Source organism: Chryseobacterium pennipullorum, assembly GCF_003384725.1.
In the GTDB taxonomy this organism is placed as follows: domain Bacteria; phylum Bacteroidota; class Bacteroidia; order Flavobacteriales; family Weeksellaceae; genus Chryseobacterium; species Chryseobacterium pennipullorum.
Map to the genome: position 1 here is coordinate 232,035 of NZ_QNVV01000003.1, position 18,956 is coordinate 250,990.

Below are 18,956 nucleotides of genomic sequence, written 5' to 3' on the forward strand. Positions count from 1 at the left end.
AATATAATATAGCAGGTTGGGATAAGAACAATGTGGCAGTCAACAGGAGAATAAGCTTAGTATAGCTTTATATAAATTCCAGATGATTCTGAATGAAATCGCTCTGTAAGAAGAAATGAAACAGTGGTGTTTGACAATGATTTTAGATTTTGATAATGACCTCTTTGAATGTAACGGTCATCTATCAATTGAATGATAGTATAAAAACATAAGGATGAGAAAAAAAATGATTTTGAGTACTGCAGTTTTATGCAGTGCAGTGATTCTTGTATGCGGACAAGTGGGTATCGGTACAGCAACTCCAAGAGGTGCTTTAGATATCAATAAGCCCACTACCAATACCTTCGGATTGGTGCTTCCTACCAATTCAGATACCGATAATATTGTAAATCCTCAGGGAGGAAATGTTGCCCTTGCGACTGTGATGTATGATTCCAGTCAGGATTGTATCAGAGTTTACAGGTCAAGCGGGTGGTCACGATGCTTATCTGACAAAATCACCAGACCGGAAACTGTCCGGGTAGCGTATTGGTCTACCTATGCAATTGGCAGCTCAGGCTTGAGTGCTTTTAATTCTCAGTTAAACAATACCAATAATTATGGTGCTTCCGGTACATACAATAATGTTTCAGGATTTCAGTTTACCAACATTACCTCTACTTTGGCCAATACGACTGCTGATGACCTGCTGGCCAACTATGATGTGATTAGTACAGGGTTTTCTAATATGAGTGCTGCTGATGCTGCCAAGATCAAAAGTTATGTGGATCGTGGAGGCGTTGCGATCATATCACTTGATAATAATTTGGGAACTTCATTATTTCAGGCCTTCGGAGGTACAGGAAATGTAGCTACCGGGGCACTTGCCGGTAATAGTACGGCGAGCAATACCAATAATGGTGTTTTCGGTGATGCAAGAAATGTATCGTTATCAGGGGCTGCCAGTTCAGGAAGGGTTCAGATGTCTCAACTGCCTGCGGGTAGTAAGCTTCTTGCGAATGAAGCATCGGCTAATGCCGGAGTCTGGATTACCGGAGCGGGTGGAAGAGCTATTTTCTTTTGGGATGAAGGAGTTTTTCGTGCTTCCAGCGTATCAGGTACTGTAATAGATACACCTCAGGAAAGATTTCTGCATAATATCATGGCTTATGCTCTAGATAGAGTTGGATCATAATATCATCTACAATCTAATCATTAATTAAAAACAAGAGGTAATGAAAAAGAAAATTATTTTTAGTATTGTTGTTTTATGCAGTGCGCTGTTCCCGGTATATGGACAAATGGGTATTGATACAACAACACCGAGGGGTGCTTTAGATATTAATAAACCCACCACCAATACATCAGGATTAGTAATTCCTACCAATTCGGATACTGATCATTTTGTGAATCCTCAGGGTGGGGATGTCGCCGTGGGTACCATTATTTACGACTCTTCTCGGGACTGTATCAGATTTTACAAATCCAGTGGATGGTCACGGTGCCTATCTGATAAAAGAAGGAAACCGCCAGTTGTGCGTATGGGCCAGTGGGCTGTTCCTGCCTGGGTTCCTTTTAATGCCCAGCTTACCGATACAAATAATTATGGGGTTGCGGGGACGTATCGAAAAATTTCCGGAATAGAGCTTATTAATATTACCTCTACTTTGTCGGGATCGACGGTTGACGAATTGCTTGCGAACTTCGATATCATATGTACAGGATGGAATGGAACGAACATGAATGCTTCCGATGCAGGTAAAATCAAAGAGTATGTAGATAGAGGCGGGGTAGCTCTGCTCATGTTTGACCTTGGGGTAGGATCTAATTTACTGCAAGCCTTTGGTGGCAATGGAAACGTGGGTACCGGTGGGGTTGTTGCAAGAAGTACGAATGATCCCGTCAATAATGGCATTTTTGGCGATGTTAGAAATATACCCATATCGGGATCTGATACTGCAGGTAGGGTACTGATGTCTCAATTGCCACCAGGAAGCAGGCTTCTCGCTACTGAAGCCACTACAAATGCAGGCGGATGGATTGCCGGAAAAGACGGAAGAGCGGTATTCTTTTGGGATGAGGGCGTTTTCAGGGCTTCTGTAACAGGCCCAATAGATACGCCACAAGAGAGGTTTGTTCATAATGTAATGGCGTATGCCTTAGATCAGATCAGATAATTTACTTTCAGAGTGGGATTCAAATCTCTTAACCCCGGATGAAGTAAAATTGTAATATAACCAACGCATTATTTAATAATTCATTTTAAGAGTTATCGATTCTATTTCTGTCTTTTTTACAGAGAGAATGATAATGCATGTTGTATGGCATTCAATACAATAAACACAATTGCTATTATATTAAAAACACAAATGATGATTAATAAATTTTTCGCTAAGAAAATGCCTGTTGATAAAAGGGATCGAGTGAAAGCCATTACGTGGCATTGCTGTTTTGAAAAGGGGGAAAATGTCTAATAACCAGTTTTTTAAAAAAAATACAGTGAATTTTGATTTTAAAAACATTCATATAGGAAGATGCATCAGGGAAAGGATGGAAGAGCTCAATGTCTCTATTGCACGCACCTGTAAATTTCTTAATGCTACAGAACCTGAAGTACATAAAATGTTTGGAAAAAAAAGCATGGACTCGGAACTGCTTCTTAAATGGAGTAAACTTTTAGAATACGATTTTTTCAGAATATATACGCAGCATCTGATCATTTTTGCTCCTCAGGCAGGTGTTCAATATAATGTTGCAGATAACAGCCTGAAGACTATTCTTCCTCAGTTTCGAAAAAATGTATATACCAAAGAACTGATAGATTTTATTCTGGAATTGATCAATACCGGTCAGAAAACAAAACTTCAGGTGATAGAAGAATACAGAATTCCCAAGACGACATTGTATAAATGGATCAGCAAGTATAATAAAGTTTAAATAACCCTCAGCAAACACGGATTTTAGGGAACAATGGAAACAAGAGAGTGTATAAAAGTGGATGGTCCTGATTATAAAAAGATTTATACGGACATAATCCTGATGAAATTTCCTGATAAATTTGAGATTTGTCATTCGATCTTAAACAAGGAAAATTTAACGGTATTGGATGTGATTGAACTGAATCAAATTGTTTTTCAATTAAAAAATATAGAAACAGAACAGTTTAACCAAAGACATAAATCGTACGATACACAGACGATCATAAAGATTCTGGAGTTCCAGAAAAAAAATGGCTATAACAATACGCAGACGGCCAACCGGTTTAAAACCAGTAGAAATACGCTCGCGAAGTGGAAGAAAATATTTCAGCACTGATGCATACTCCTACGGTAGGAATGACATTGAAATGATCAAAGGAAATTGTCTGATATGACGTGGGTCATGATCAGTTCATCCTAAAAACCTAAGAAGTCGTACTAGGATTTAAAAGAATCTGAAACGGATTAGGACCATCGAATGGTATAGTAACGGAGGTTATTATGTAACCGATGGTCCACCAGGCTTGCTGCCTGTCTTCAAAAGCAGATAAAACACAATTAAATATAAAAAGATGATTAAGCAAAAATTATTACGATTGGTAGCTTTTATGGCTCCTTTTTTACTCTTGAATGGTCAGGTAGGGATAAATATAGCCGAACCAAACCCAAAATCGGCACTGGAAATTTTTTCTAAGGATAAAGGTTTTCTTCCTCCCCGTCTGACAACCGTTGAAAGAGATGCTCTTCTTCCTCCGGATTCACCAAATGTAGACGCTGAAGGTATGATAATCTACAATACTACCGTTCACTGCATGGAGTATTGGAACAGTCTGGAATGGATTAATACCTGCCAGGGTGGGTCTGCTGTTTATACAATCAACTGCGATCCTGTAGTCAATGGAAACTTTCATAAAGGTTCTCCTGCGGCGGGCTCTGTAAGGATTAAAGTGACGGTAACCAGACCGGGTGGTTACAAAATCAATACGGATACCGTTAATGGAATGCGCTTCAGTGGCGAAGGAACCTTTGAAAGCACGGGAGAACAGTTTGTGATTCTTTCTGCTGAAGGAACTCCTGTACAGACAGGAACTTTTCTCTACTCCATTATCAACCCGGGGGGTAACGAGAACTGTACTTTTAGTATCACCGTAACTCCTCAACCATCAGGCAGGCTGGTTAAAGTGCTCTCTATAACCCCTGACGCATGGAATGCAGCCTTAACTACAAATTCCTATGGAATTTATTCGTCAGCTGCCCGTTCCAAATTAACGAATCCAAGCAACTTTGGACCCAATGGTAGTGTGGTAATGGCAAATTTTACGTTTTCCGCCATTAATATCCAAAGTGCCACCCCTGCTGAATTAAGCCAGGCTATAGACAATGCAGATATCATATGGATCGGATATGTGTATACCAGTTATTTTTCCAACCAAAGCATTGCCGTTATTAAGCAGAAAATTCAGGAAAAGAGAAAGTTCTTTATTATTGGAGGAGAACACCAGGGTCTTACCCCTGTTAATAAGCTAAATTTGGGGTATACAGTAAAGTATGTCAACTCACAGATGCCTGGATCTTTCTATACGACAACTTCCCAAAAGCCAAATAGTGGCGTATTTGGAACACTTGCAGAAAATACAAGAATACAGACCAACCGCTATATGGGTAAAATAACACAATATCCGTCTGCAGCCAAGTTGTTTATGAAAGACAGCAAAGGAAATGCTGCAGGGACCATACAGGATAATTTACTGATCTATACCGATTCCAATATTTTCGACAATTACGAATCAACAGATAAGTTTTATAATGAGGGCAGCAGCTGTACCGAAAGTGCTAATGCAAGGATGTTCTGTAATATGTTCAGTATGGCAGTCGAATATGTAAGGTAGTTCGGAATGACGCTGTTGTGATTGTGTATAAGCAGTACAATAACTAAATGTCAATTGTTACTTTACGCAATGCGAGTAAGTTCGTCACATGAGTGGCTTTAATTCTTTAGGAATTATACAGCTTTTGTTGGTTTTATGAACTATTGCTATGGCACCTGAGGGTGTCATTTTTTTTGCGTTTAATCTGAATTCGGCATTGAATAATTCTTAATGATATTTATCATATTTATAAAAATGGTAATTTTTGTAACTCCTTATTTTAGTGTATTTTATTGTAATATTATGTTAATTTTTGAAAATTTATCATGAAAATAAATAAGTCTACTTGTTTTGTAGACTAAATGTTTGTAGCTTTGCCAACATATTTCGATCGGCTTATAAAGAAAGATGGAGGGAACTGACCCTGCGAAATCTTAACAACCTGCATTACGTAAGGTGTTACATTCAGCCTGTAAAGGAAAAATAAGCATTTGGTTTATCGTATTTATCGATGCCCTTTGCTGACATTTCTGCAAAGGGCAAAATTTTAATATATGATAAATAAAATTGATTATGATTAATATAAATTTATTTCGTTCCAGGATCTGGATTCCACCAGTCGCTGCTGTTTTTCTGGGAATTACCAGTGTAAGCGGACAAAGCTCCAGGCCTCAAAAAGATACGCTGAACGAAAAAGAAATTGATGAAGTAGTGGTCGTGGCCTATGGAAAAGCTAAAAGAACCAGCTATACCGGTTCCGTGGCAACGATTTCCAGCGATAAAATCAACAACAGACCTGTCACCAATATTACAAAAGCCTTGGAAGGCCAGGTGCCGGGAATCCAAACAACGACTTCTTCAGGACAGCCGGGAGCGGTCTCTACCATTAGAATCCGGGGAATAGGATCTGTAAGTGCTTCCAGCGACCCGCTGTTTGTGGTAGACGGAATTCCTTTTGACGGAAACATCAACTCCATAAGCCCGAATGATATTGAATCTATCAGTGTCTTGAAAGATGCTACAGCAAGTGCTTTATATGGTTCAAGAGGAGCAAATGGGATCATCATCATTACCACCAAATCCGGAAAGAAAGGAGAAGCACGGGTTAATTTAAATATCAGCCAGGGATTTTCCAGCAGAGCGGTTAAAGATTACGAACAAGTCAGTACGGACCAATATTTCCAATTATACTGGGAGGCGATGAGAAACGGATATCAGTCCGGACAGATCTCCGCTCAGCAAGCGGCACAGATGGCGACCGATAATCTTACTTCAGGTACGGGTCTTTCTATCAATCCTTATGGAGCAGCATATCCTAAACCCATAGGCACCGACGGAAAGTTACTGCCTGGTGCAAAAGCTTTATGGAATGATGACTGGAGAGATATTTTGCAGAGAGTGGCTTCCAGGAATCAGGTTGATCTGGACATCAGCGGAGGCAGTGAAAAAAGCAATTATTTCTTTTCATTAGGATATCTGGATGATAAGGGAATGGCAATTGAGTCAGGATTTAAAAGATACAATACCCGTTTAAAACTCAATTCCGAAGTGAAAAGCTGGTTGAACGTCGGAGTTAACCTGAGCTATACCAACAGTATTCAGCAAGCTCCTACTTCTTCAGATTCCAAAGCAAGCAATATTATCCAGGCTGCAAGAGTGATCCCTTCTTTTTACCCATATTACGAAAGAAATGATGATGGATCTTATATCCTGAATGCAGACGGAGACAGAATCTATGATTTTGGAAAATACAGGCCGACCAGTGCTCTTCAAAATCAAAATGCAGCAGCCACACTTCCATTGGATAAAAACGAAAATAAGGAAGATAACTTTTCAGGAAAAGGATTTCTGGATTTCACATTCTTACCGGAGTTGAAATTCAGATCGAGCTTCTCCGTTGACCTTGTGAATTATAACGGACATTACTATTCTAATCCGCTTATCGGACAAGGAAGTGAAACCGGCGGTTCGGTGACGAAATCCAACAGCAGGACATTGTCATATACCACCAGTAATATTCTGACTTTTGATAAGAAATTCGGAAAACACCATTTCAATGTCTTAGGCGGACAGGAATTCTATAAATATGAATATCAGACCATCTCAGGAACAAGGACGCAGTTTTCGCTCCCTTACTATTATGAGCCTGATGCAGCAGCCCTGTTAGGAAGTTTCAGTGGAAACAGTGATCAGGTAAGCTTATTGAGTTTCTTAGGTAAGGTAGAATATGATTTTAATAATACCTATTTCTTGTCTGCGTCAGGTCGGGCAGATGGTTCTTCGAGATTCTCGCCAGGCAACAGATGGGGGAAATTCTGGTCTGTGGGAGGTTCATGGAAAATTTCAAATGAGGAGTTTATTAAAAACCTGAATGTCTTCAACCAGCTGACCCTCCGGGCAAGTTATGGTGGACAAGGAAACGATAAATTACTGCAGCCTAACAGGTCACCATTGTATTATGCTTACCAGGAACTGTATAAGTTTTATAATAACCTGGGTGAGCCGGGAACCGTTCTTGAAAAAGCCGCTACAGAGAATGTAAAGTGGGAAACGAATCTTAATCTGAATGTAGGGCTGGAGTTTGCCATCCTAAATAACAGGATTAAAGGTAATATAGAATATTTCCAACGAAAAAGCCAGGATCTTCTGTTCAATATGCCGGTAGCACCATCATTAGGAATCAGTGATTTTCCGGCTAATATCGGAACGATAAAAAATACAGGTTTTGAATTTTCACTTTTTACCACTCCGATCAGGAACGACGATTTTCAGTGGAATGTGGATATCAACCTAAGTACTTTGAACAATACCATTACAAAACTTCCTAAAGGTTCTATTGTCTCTGGTACCAAGTTGCTGCAGGTAGGAGGTTCTGTGTATGATTTTTATATTCCGGAATGGGTAGGAGTGGATCCGAATACCGGAAATCCGCTTTGGAAAACTTTTTATAATGATGCCAGCGGAAATACCGTAGAAGGAACAACTTCTGAAGTGTCTAAGGCGACAAGAACATTGCAGGGTTCTGCATTGCCAAAGGTAACGGGAGGAATCAGTACGAGTATTGCTTACAAGAACTTTGATTTTTCAGGATTACTGACATTCAAGATTGGCGGTAAGGTACTGGATACAGACTATACTTCGTTGCTGCATAACGGAAGTGCCGGCGGAAGAGCATGGAGTGTTGAAATGCTGAACCGATGGACTCCTGAGAACCGCAATACGGATGTACCGGGATTGAGTACTACAACGAACAACTGGACGACAACCTCTTCAAGATTTTTATATTCGGGAACGTATGCAAGACTTAAAAATGTGAGCTTAGGATACACACTTCCATCCGATTATTTTGAAAAAATAGGCCTTAAAAAGTTCAGAATCTATATTCAGGCTGAAAACCTTCTGACTTTTTATAAGCATAAAGGAATGGATCCTGAACAAGCTTTGGATGGGACCACGTATTACAGGTATCCTGCCATGAGAACCATTACTTTCGGACTGCAGGCAACTCTTTAACTCTTACAATGACAACAATGAAAAAAATAAAATATTTATCTTTTGCTTTCATCGGATTCTGGTCAGTGACCAGCTGCGAAAGTGAACTGGATACGGCTCCAACTGATCAGGCCAACCAGGCTGAGGTTTTCAAAACAGCTGAAAGCGCAGAAACGGTGATCAACGGAGCATGGGCCAAATTTAACGATGACGGAACTACATACGCCAACATAGGTTTTTCCACAGTCCTCAGGGCAAGTGATGCCATGGGAAGTGATGTGGCAGTACTAACCAACAAATATGGTTTTGCCTCAACCTATGCATTTACGGAAATGGTGAATAATACTGCCAGCCGCCCGTTGTTTATCTGGTCTATGTTTTATTCCACGATCAATAATATGAACAATGTCATCACAAGGATCGATGGAACCGAGGGAAGCCAGGAGAAAAAGAATCAGGTGAAAGGACAGGCCAAGGCGCTGCGTGCATTCTGTTATCTGAATATAGCAAGCTTTTACCAGTTCAGCTATCTTAAAGATAAAACAGCTCTTACTGCTCCGCTTTATACGGAACCTTCAACCATTAATACACCAGGGAAAAAAAGAGCGAGCCTTGAAGAAATCTATACCCTGATAAAAAGTGACCTTACCGATGCTGATCAGCTATTAAAAGATTATACGAGAAACAATAAGGACAAGATCAACCGGGCTGTAGTCAACGGGCTTTTGGCAAGAACGTACCTGAATACGGGAGAGTGGAGTAAGGCTGCCACCTCTGCAAAGTTGGCAAGAGAAGGCTATCCGCTAATGGCTCCTGAAAAATACAAAGACGGCTTCAATGACATCAACAATGTGGAGTGGATCTGGGGACATGGGCAGACACAGGAACAATCTGATGCAAGCTATGCATTCCATTATCTGGATGTGTCTTCATCAGGAAGTTTTTACTACAGCTTTATGGCGGATCCTTACTTTAAGAATTTGTTCGACAGCAATGATATCAGAGCTCAATTGTTCTCATGGGATGGCCTTAAAGGAAGAGAAGGATTGCTGAGATATGCTAAATTTAAGTTTAAATCCACACTGATTGCCGATCTTGTTTATATGAGAGCTGCTGAAATGTACCTGATTGAAGCTGAAGGTGAAGCAAGAAACGGAAATGTATCCCAGGCTGTAGCGGTGCTGAATCAGCTTAAATCCGCCAGAAATGCCAATGTGTATAGTGGTTCTCTGGCAGAGAATGAAGTAATTGATGCCATTTTGATCGAAAGAAGAAAAGAATTGTTTGGAGAAGGATTTGCTCTTTCAGATATTATCAGAACACAGGGAACCGTAGTAAGAAAACCATTTGTAGATGGGGAAGGAAAACCTGTGAAAGTTCAGATCACCACCCCGGACGGAACGGTAAAAACAGTAGACGGCAGAGGACATTCTATTTTTGGTTTCCCTGATAAGTCTTCTTTCACCCCGAACAGCAATTACTATCTGTTCAGCATTCCACAGAGAGAAGGGGAGAACAACCCGAATTTATAAGATAAAGTCCATAGTTTATAATTAGATTGATTTTTTAGCCACTGCTTTGCGGTGGCTTTTTTGATATACTGCCTTCATAAAAAAGACTGCTTCAGTTAGAAGCAGTCTTTAATCTGGATAGTATGTCATAAAACAGCCCGTCTGATGACGGGCTGTTTTTCTATTGTATGAACTTAAATTGTATGTCTTTATTTCCTTGCTTGATGAGTATCGGATCACGTACTATATTTTTATAGAAATTGTAATCGCTAACATCCAGTCCAAAGATAAAAGACTTTCTATTCTCATCATATATCATTGGGTGAATTTCTTCTTTTCTTAGAATTATATAAGTTTCTCCTTGATTGTCATCCAGTCCGCTTAGTATAAACTCCTTATATTTTAAAGAAGAGATTACGCTTAAATTAATATTGTCTTTATTGCCGTTAACAACTTCAAAATAATTCATCTTTGTTGAACAGGAGTAAAGTATACATACAAAAATAAAGACTGTAAATAATTTGTAATCTTTCATATCACCTTTTTGATTTAATCTCCATAATAGAGATGTTCAGAAAATATAGGATTTTTGATTGTTCTGCCACCGGTATTCTGAAGCATTATTTCTGCTCCGAATTCATTGGTTCCCGGTATGAGGTACGCGTTTCCTTTGATGAAAAGCTGTTCCCAGATACCACTAGCCTGCATATTGCTCCATCCCTGGTTATTAACCTGGATGATGTGTCCGAATTCATGTCCAAAAGTACTTGGGTCTGTGCTGCCAAATGTAGCAACATTATTTCCCCAGGTAACTTCTCTTTTATATCCACTGCTCCATAAAGGCTGTATTACCTGATAAATTCCTCCTTTTCTCCATTTTACATGGTCATAAGACACATTTCTTTCTTTGGATATTTTCTTTACGAAATGCAAATCATCTTCATCAGGCTGGAATGTTGGTCCAAATGCAGCAACAATAAAAAGACCTTGTCCTGCTCCGTTGTAAGCTCCGTTTTCAAAACCGTTTTTAATTCCCTGCCATACATTGGTCCCTCTGAACATTGCCGAGAATCCACCAGAAATTGCACCAGTAATTCCATATTTTGTAGAATTGTAAAGTACTTCTGCTACTGCATTTTTGGTCCATCCCCAAACTCCTTTTCCGCCTAGCGTTTTCCAGCCTGGTAGTTTGTTTCCTACAAATGATCCAATCATCGATGAGGTAATTGTTACTGCGTCAATTTTTCCATCCAGCATAAATTGGGTCGTAATATTAGAAAGAAGTTCCCAGGTTCCACTATTAAGAATGGTGCTGCTGGTCGTAAATAGGGCAGAGCCCAACCCATTTAACCCACCGGATATAGCGCCAGCAACCGCTCCTCCTAATACTGCTTTACCAAAACCACTCCAGTCTTTGGTAATTAAACCTTTGATGGTGTACGTTAAAATACCGACACCCGCTCCTATTATAGCCCCATAAATAGCTCCTATTGCAATTTTGATAAGAACCGGAACTAAGAAGAATACTTCGCCGCTTGGGTCATTATACATCAAAGGATTGTTCAGGACATACCCATATTTGTTGTAGTTCTGTGTATTATAAGTCTCCTGGATATGTTCATCTGCATTTAAGAATCTTCTCAATAGCGGATCGTATAATCTTCCATTCATATGGATGATTCCTATTTCCATAAAATGCTCGTGGGAAGTGTAGCCCCTTTCCAGCAATATTCCTCCATTGTTTACTGTTTCCTGGATTTTATTCACATCGGTAATAATTGCTGCATTACCTATCTGAAGATGGGTCAAGTTACCCCATGCATCAAAGTGTCTTTGTTCCAGTTTGTTTCCAGCCTCATCACTGATCGCCAGAATACTTCCCAAGTAATCTTTATGTAGGAATTTATAAGAACCGGAAGCTTCAGTATAATTCTTGACAAAAATAATATTGCTTTCGTAAGGTGATCCACCAATGTAAATAATATGTTTTTCTTTACCTGTAGTGTTATCTTTTACTACCTCGAAACTCCCGTCTTCACTATAGAATTTAGTAAATTTACCCTCTCCGTCAGCGCTAAAGTTTCCTCCATAGGTAACCCGCTGTCTCATGTTGGTAAGGCCGTATTGGAAGGCAACATCACCTTTTATTCCATCGATAAATACAGGATCATTATTTTCATTATAGACAACATTCTGAATTAAGTCATTGTTGTAATTTTGAGTTCCCGCAGCATTTAAAGTCATTCCCGTCGGCTGATAAACCTTGGAGGAATTGTCAAACTTAATGGTGCCTACCTGGTCATTCTCCAGAATTCGTCCTTTGTTATCATAAACATTTCGGATTGCATTCTGTACCTTAACACCTGTAGCTGGATTTGTCCAGTTGATTAGCCTGTTGTTATTGTCATAATCAAACGATTCCGAAATAGAGAAATCTCCTTCTGTAGTTCGGGTTTCCAATTCATTTTTGATTGCATTAAAATTGTATGAAAGTCGTAAGATATGTGGCTTATTTGCTGAACCGTGATTTACTTGACTAAGAGTTCCGTCAGGCTCATAGGTTTGGTTAATTTCAGCAGCTCCCAACTTAGCTTTAAGAATTTTCCCTTTATCACTTACATTTTTAAGTTCCCAAAGGATTTTTCCTGAGTTTTTATCCTTAACCTGATACAAAACTCCGTTCCACGCATTGTATACATTTTCGATCTGTACTTTAGTCAGTACTCCTGTAGAGAATAGTTGCCTTTCATAAGAGATAACCCTTGCTCTATCATCATACGTAATTCCTTTTTGTATAAAATACTTGTCATTGCTGCTTTCAGATGACGATAGAGTTCTTCCTTGGGGATCGTAAACTGTATTAGAGCTGTAGGCTTTTCCGTTAGATGTCCCTGATTTTGAGATCAGTCTTCCTTTGTCATCGTAGATAAATTTGAAGATCTTATTGGTAGCTTGCCCGCCATCTGAAGTGGAAGTTTCCTTTTGAGAGATAAGCTGGCCCAGGGTATTATATGTATATTCTTTTGTTCCTTTTGGACTGATAATTTTTTTAGGCTGTCCAAATCCATTGTATTCATATTTGTACGTTCCATTAGACGGGTCATTGAATTCTGATTTTCGTCCCCATGGATCATACTTGGTTGTTACAATGTTTTCGGCATACTGAGCCTTGGTTTGTTCTCCTGAAGCATTGTAAGAAAAAGTAATAGTTCCCCCTTTATCAGAGCTCGTTACCACATTTTCCAGTACATCAGTCGTTTTGGAAGTTGTTCTTCCATAACCATTCATTTCTTTCTCCGTAACTGTGTTTCCGGAAACGGAAGTTTCAATTTGTTTTCCTGTAAATGCTGTAATGGTCATTTTAGGTGGGAAGACTGAATCATTATACGCTATCGTATTCCATTGCCATGGATTCCCTCCTTCGAAATATGGCTCGCTTTCACTGGTCTTTCTTCCTAAAACATCGTATTGAGTGTCTTTGGAAATAAACTTTCCTTGTTCAAAGGCTTTGGCAGATGTTTTATAGTCTTGCCCCAGCTTATTGGTATATTTTTTTGAAATATTTCCTTGAGGTTCATACTGAACTACGGTAGAGTTAAATTGGTCATCTCTTACATATTCATAGGTTGTAGTACCTCCCAAATTGGTTTTTGACTTCATCAGTTTTCCCCAACCATCATACTCATTATCTAAGGTATTTCCCAGATAATCCGTCTGCTTGGTAATCTGTCCCAAGTCATTATAAATAATGCTGGTAACCAACCCGAGGTTGTCTGTCTTTTTAATGACATACTTTCCTTTATCATCATACTGCGTAGCAACAACCTGCGTTTGTGAATCTATGCTGTTGCTTGTTGTTTTTGAAGTAATATTTCCAAAACCGTCATAATTAAAATCTTCCAATAACCAACCTGTATTGTTTCTGTTCCAGGTTTTTATTTTTTTTATAAGGTTATTGTCATATGTGAATTCCTGTTTTGTAGATTGGGTATCATTATATGCTTGTTTTACCTCTGATTTTTCTTGAGGACGGCCGATATAATATTCAGATCCTGTCCCGGACGGGTTGTGGATATAGGTAAATGTTGAAGTGGTAACAGCATAACCATTATTGATACTGGAAATGTTTTGCGATGGAAGATAATAATTTCCATAGGTAACAGTATTCTCTGTAATCTTATTGGTTAAAAAGTCTTTCGTTTTAATCTTTTGTGGGAGAATCGCTGTTACTGCCTTGGATTTATCAGCATCAGAGATTGAAGCTGTAATCTGGCCGTTCACCAATTTATCGATTTGATAAATAGTGGATTTAAAAGATAATAGTTGGCTGTTGTTTTCAGATATATCAGTCGGGAAAATTTTAGTCTCGTCTGTTGTCCGGATAGACCATTCTTTAACTGGCAGGCTTTCCTTCAACGGGTCTATTTCTATACCATTCCACACTTTTGTGTTTTCTAATCCATCTGCATACCATGAAGAACGGGCTGTTTGGCGGAATCCTACCATTCCACGGCCTTGAAGGTGCGCTAATAGTCCTCTATAACGGAAATCCTGCTTTTTGCCTGTTTGCTGGATTTGTGATACAGCATATGACTGCTGGGCACTTGCAAGCTCCATATAAGGGTATTTTTCCTTTTTTACAGCTTGGTAGAAGTTTGGAGAAACAATAGGATCAAGCTCTTTGTAGCTGATGTCTGTTTTTACTCCACCCTGAGTGATTGAATTGATACGAGCTTCTTTAGACACATCATAAAAATCAATCCTCTTTACCCTGTCTCCTGATACTCCTCTGATCGGGCTCGGGCTAACAAGAATGATCTGATGGATAGACTGATTGATCCTAAAGTTACCTAAAAGCTCCTGCATATCGTACTTTGTTCTTTCATTAAGGTAGGTATGCGGATTATCTCTAAACCCACTACTATCTCCTAAAGGACCTTCACTGAATGCATATCGGATGTCATTATTGAATTTCTTCTCGCCACCTGAAATTTTGATATCGACAGTATTATGATAATAGATATTAAAAATAGTCTGAGAACCGCCAAGTTTCACTCTTTCTTTGCGGTAATTGAACGTAACAAAATCACTTTTTCCATCCCTGTCCAGATCATACGCCTGGTGACTGGTTCTTTCCACCGTTGCCGTACCATCGTTATTGGTATTGACAAGAGCATTTTTTCTGAATAAAGCAAAGTTTGATTTAAATTCCTCTGAAAACGATTTTCCTGTTGATTGATATAAATACCAGTCTGTCGTCGTATCCGATGCAGGAACTAATAAATCACTTTTTCCATCTCCGTTAAAATCACCTATAACCGCTCTTTGGTTTACCCCTTTTATTCTTTCATCATTTAAATAGAATCCACGTTCTATCACTGAATAAAGATTATTGGATCCTTTCTGAAACTGAACAATAAATGGACGGTTTCCACTATCAAATCTTAAGAAATCCGTTTTTCCATCGCCGTCAAAGTCTCCTATTTTGTATGTTTCCAATATATCGGTATCATACGGATAAAAAGACATTTGAGAGAAAGACTGTGATGTGGTTGCTGCATTATCGATATTAATGACAACGTATCTTTTTCTGTCCTGGAAAGTTTCGTCAAATTCAGGAATGCTTATCGGAGCATGCGGATCCACAGGTCTTGGAACTTTAGTATGTACAGCGTCATTGAAACCCATTATTATTTCCGAAATTCCATCTCCGTCAAGATCTAATTCCATAAGCTTCAATGGAGTCGTTTTGAAACTGCTACCCCCTTGCATAGGATCTATTGGAGGAGTCGTAAGATCATACACAGACTTGGGAAGAATCTTGGTGTATTGATGTTCCAGCTGATTAGCCTGGTTGATAGAATATACGAAAAGCTGAATATCTTTGGTATCATTGGCTACCTTATAAAAAGCAAATCCCTGCTGGTTCTCCATAATACCCGCCGGGTTCTTAAAAGAAATAGGAAGTGCTTTTTTAAACTCCTCTTTTGTAATATCCAATGATCCTACAAAAGTAATTTCCCCCTGTCCTTGCGGTCGATCCAAAGCTTTCTTAGCCAAATAAAATCCAGCCGGTTTATTGGTAGGGTTCACACATACCGGGTTGAAGCCAGTACCACCAACACTTTCGCAAACCCTGAAAGGCTGATCCTTGTATTCTAAGGCATCTATTTTCCCATCGCCATCAAAATCACCTAATAATCCTGATTCCAGAGAGTGACTTGATGATTGTATCCAGTCTGTCCCTCGTACCGAGTTTTCGTATTCAAAACTGACAGGATTAGCTGCTGCCCCAGCAGAATTATATTCAGTGATGTTGCTTAGAAACTGATAGTTTGTTCCGTTATTGTCCTTCTTATAATTAATACGGTATGTTTTGAAAGGCTTTAAATGGGAAGTCACTATAATTTCAGACAAAATCTTACTTTGTGTATGTTCCCAGCCCTGTACGAAAGCCTGTTCCTTTAAATCCCTGTCAAGATAAATGAAGTCAATAAAATTGAAATGAGGTTTATTCAATGTTTCATTTCCTCCCCATGCGATGGTGGATATTTTCATGACACGGTTTAAACTTCTGAAGCCACCACCATCCGATTCGGATGTATAGTTATAGGAAATGTAATTTCCCTGAGCATCCTTCCACTTCACAATATTGTATTCTAAAGGCGTGGTTACGGTAGGTTTACCTCTGATACCCGCGCCGTATACTCCATACCAGGCTTGTGATCCGTCTTCAAAGGTAACTTCAAAATGAGCAGGTCCTACATCTTGCCCATTGATAGGGTAAGTACCTATAGATTTGATTTTGATATTGGAGTATTTTTCTGTCACATATTCTGCTCCATCTTTTCCGTATTCACCGGATTTCAAGATTAATCTTTGCCCGTTAAAACTATAGGAGTCAGAATAATCTATTTGCACAGGCTTAATCTCGCCATGTGTTTCGATGGTTTTACCAATTCGTGAAATAGAAGTAATTCCCGATAGATTCCAGCTATATCCTGCGATACCATTTCCGGTCCCGCTGGTGTATACAAGGTTTGCCTGGGGTGCTACATTTTTTACTCCGGGTGGTAAGGCAATAGGTAAAGTGAATTGTAGCTGTCCGGATCCTGTAACTTCTATATTTCCTTTGGTATCATGAAAACTTTTACCCGTCGGTGCAGTAGTTCCACTAGGATTATTTGCTCCCGCATTAGAACTTGTTGGTCCTCCTCCCGGATTTTCGGTACCCGGACCAATTTTCGCCAAAAACGGACTGGAAGTATCTGATGTAGCATAAAATCCCTGGGCCATGACGACCGCCTGCGGATCCTGAACTGTCCGCGAGGTGGATTCTGCCTGGTAGAGTATGGTCTGTGAAAAGGCCCATACCGAACACAAGGATAACATCAATGATGAAGATAATTTCATTGTTGTATTAATTATTTTTTAATGTTGATTAATGATGATTGATAGGTAGAGAAATCTTTCAATTATTTCCTGTTCTATCTTTTGGTCACGTTTCTGCTGAAGACTCTTCCGTCTTTTAGCGTAAATCGAAGAATGTAAACACCCCAGTCATATCCGGTCATGTTTATTTTCACCTGACGGTTTAACCCTGGTGCATTCTGTTGCTGGAATTTCCAGTGAACCGTACTGTGCTGGTAGAGCGAAACCGATTCGATCAGCCCGTCTACTTCTTCTGTCCAGTCGATAGTCAGATAATCGTTGACCGGGACAGGGTAGAGGCGGATCTGTTTCCAGAAGGCTTTTTCATCAATGGCTGTTTCCTGTTTGGTAACAGCAGCTGTTTTCACAGTTTCTTCTGCTTTAGCTTCTTTTTTTACAATTTCTTCAGGTGCTTTTTTGCCTGCGTTGTTGGTTCCTCTGTAGCGCTGGTTTCCGGCTTCATCATATTTGAAATATACTTCAGTTTGTGAATAACCTAAAAACCCGATCAGCAGAGAAAATACGGAAAGTAGTTTTCTTTTCATCTGTATTTATTTTTGAGAGGATAAAAGCTTTTTAATTTGTTGTTCCAGTTGTTCAATCTTTTCTGATTGAGACTTAAGAACCTTGTTTTCTTCCTGAAGTTGTTTATTTTGCTGGATTGAATAAAGTGTCAGTTCTTCTATTTTCTCTAGAAGTCTGGCATTCATTTCAGCGACATTAATTCCATTTTTTAATACTTCCTCAGCAGATGGGATGTTAGGTAAGTGTCCTTTTTCCGCAATATGCTTTTCTACCTCATCTAAAGATTTCAATTGGTAATCCTTCTTAAAAACATAATCAGCCCATACATCAGCTTTTACCTCAATTTCTTTAGCATGGATTTTGCCATCAAATTTGGCAATTCCGTTATTCAGAAATTTAATCCAAATCCCCCGGGTAGCATCCTGAATTCCAATAAATGAACCCCCATCATTATTATCATTTGGCTGTGCTATAATAATGTTGTGAGAATTTCCCAGATTCCTTAAAACAGTGTCTCCTATTGTGCCTCCATAGCATCCGTTACAGCTCACTTTAGCAATCTGAAACCTCCCTACTGAATTTGCAATTTCAAAAAGAGTATTTTCATTACTATACACTCTTAATGATGCAGGTGAAGCTGTATCAGGATCATTCAGTCCAATTTTCACTCTTCCGTCACTGGACTGAGTAAGAAGGCTGCTCCACGTTCCCCACTGAGAATCACTTGACAGACCATTTCTATAGAAAATACCTCCGTCGTTAAAATTAAGCTGATGGCGCTTATTCCCTGAATTATCGAACCAAGGGGCAATGGTTAACATTCCTGAGTAATTTCCTTTTCCCGGAACCCCTACAACATCTCTGAGTTTAAATTCTGCTTTAACTACATGATTGTAGGCAGCTGGTAGGTCATTAATACTTCGGGTATCCTGAACGGTTAATCCTGCAGCATTTTGCGCGCGCATAAAACCTGAGACTGCCAGTACGGCAATCAGTAAAGTACGTTTCATCTGTATAAAAATTAGTTTTTGTTTTATGGCGCAAATTTAACTTATTTTTAACTAAGTCACTTTTTGGTGTCTTGTGATTTAAGTCATGAATTTATTTCTTCATGGGAAAGAAAAATATCTGATATCAACAGATTGATAACTATGCTAACTTCCTGTAATTAC

At 39.2% G+C, this 18,956-nt stretch carries 11 protein-coding genes and 1 riboswitch; of the genes, 7 read left to right on the forward strand and 4 right to left on the reverse strand.

From position 1 onward, the window contains the following. Positions 1 to 214: 214 nt before the first annotated feature. From DRF67_RS05465 to DRF67_RS05495, 7 genes are all read left to right on the forward strand, one after another. Positions 215 to 1,174, forward strand: a complete 960-nt coding sequence (locus tag DRF67_RS05465) for a hypothetical protein (RefSeq protein WP_115927326.1) — start codon at positions 215 to 217, stop codon at positions 1,172 to 1,174. A gap of 40 nt (positions 1,175 to 1,214) precedes the next feature. Beyond that, positions 1,215 to 2,156, forward strand: coding sequence for a hypothetical protein (locus DRF67_RS05470; RefSeq protein WP_115927327.1), 942 nt, complete (start codon positions 1,215 to 1,217; stop codon positions 2,154 to 2,156). A 289-nt stretch (positions 2,157 to 2,445) separates the two neighbouring features. Continuing rightward, positions 2,446 to 2,916 carry a transposase gene (locus DRF67_RS05475; protein ID WP_115927328.1) on the forward strand — a complete coding sequence of 157 codons (471 nt, stop codon included), beginning with the start codon at positions 2,446 to 2,448 and terminating at the stop codon, positions 2,914 to 2,916. Between the two features lie 33 nt (positions 2,917 to 2,949). Further along, the gene (locus DRF67_RS05480; RefSeq protein WP_115927329.1) at positions 2,950 to 3,294 is read left to right on the forward strand and encodes a helix-turn-helix domain-containing protein; all 345 of its coding nucleotides are present in this window, start codon (positions 2,950 to 2,952) and stop codon (positions 3,292 to 3,294) included. A gap of 235 nt (positions 3,295 to 3,529) precedes the next feature. Further along, positions 3,530 to 4,846, forward strand: coding sequence for a hypothetical protein (locus DRF67_RS05485; RefSeq protein WP_115927330.1), 1,317 nt, complete (start codon positions 3,530 to 3,532; stop codon positions 4,844 to 4,846). A 372-nt stretch (positions 4,847 to 5,218) separates the two neighbouring features. Beyond that, positions 5,219 to 5,315, forward strand: a riboswitch (SAM riboswitch). An 83-nt stretch (positions 5,316 to 5,398) separates the two neighbouring features. Next, positions 5,399 to 8,338 (forward strand): SusC/RagA family TonB-linked outer membrane protein, encoded by a 2,940-nt coding sequence (locus DRF67_RS05490; RefSeq protein ID WP_115927331.1) that lies wholly within the window; start codon positions 5,399 to 5,401, stop codon positions 8,336 to 8,338. A 17-nt stretch (positions 8,339 to 8,355) separates the two neighbouring features. Continuing rightward, positions 8,356 to 9,849, forward strand: a complete 1,494-nt coding sequence (locus DRF67_RS05495) for a RagB/SusD family nutrient uptake outer membrane protein (RefSeq protein WP_115927332.1) — start codon at positions 8,356 to 8,358, stop codon at positions 9,847 to 9,849. Between the two features lie 160 nt (positions 9,850 to 10,009). On the opposite strand, the gene DRF67_RS05500 is transcribed toward DRF67_RS05495, so the two are convergent. From DRF67_RS05500 to DRF67_RS05515, 4 genes are all read right to left on the reverse strand, one after another. Then, positions 10,010 to 10,363 carry a hypothetical protein gene (locus DRF67_RS05500; RefSeq protein WP_123912709.1) on the reverse strand — a complete coding sequence of 118 codons (354 nt, stop codon included), beginning with the start codon at positions 10,361 to 10,363 and terminating at the stop codon, positions 10,010 to 10,012. A gap of 14 nt (positions 10,364 to 10,377) precedes the next feature. Then, on the reverse strand, positions 10,378 to 17,241 hold the full coding sequence (locus DRF67_RS05505; RefSeq protein WP_115927334.1) for an RHS repeat-associated core domain-containing protein: 6,864 nt from the start codon (positions 17,239 to 17,241) through the stop codon (positions 10,378 to 10,380). A 74-nt stretch (positions 17,242 to 17,315) separates the two neighbouring features. Next, entirely contained in the window at positions 17,316 to 17,804 is a 489-nt protein-coding gene (locus tag DRF67_RS05510) for a hypothetical protein (protein ID WP_115927335.1), read from the reverse strand. Between the two features lie 6 nt (positions 17,805 to 17,810). Continuing rightward, positions 17,811 to 18,794 (reverse strand): cell wall anchor protein, encoded by a 984-nt coding sequence (locus DRF67_RS05515; protein WP_115927336.1) that lies wholly within the window; start codon positions 18,792 to 18,794, stop codon positions 17,811 to 17,813. Between the last annotated feature and the right edge of the window lie 162 nt (positions 18,795 to 18,956).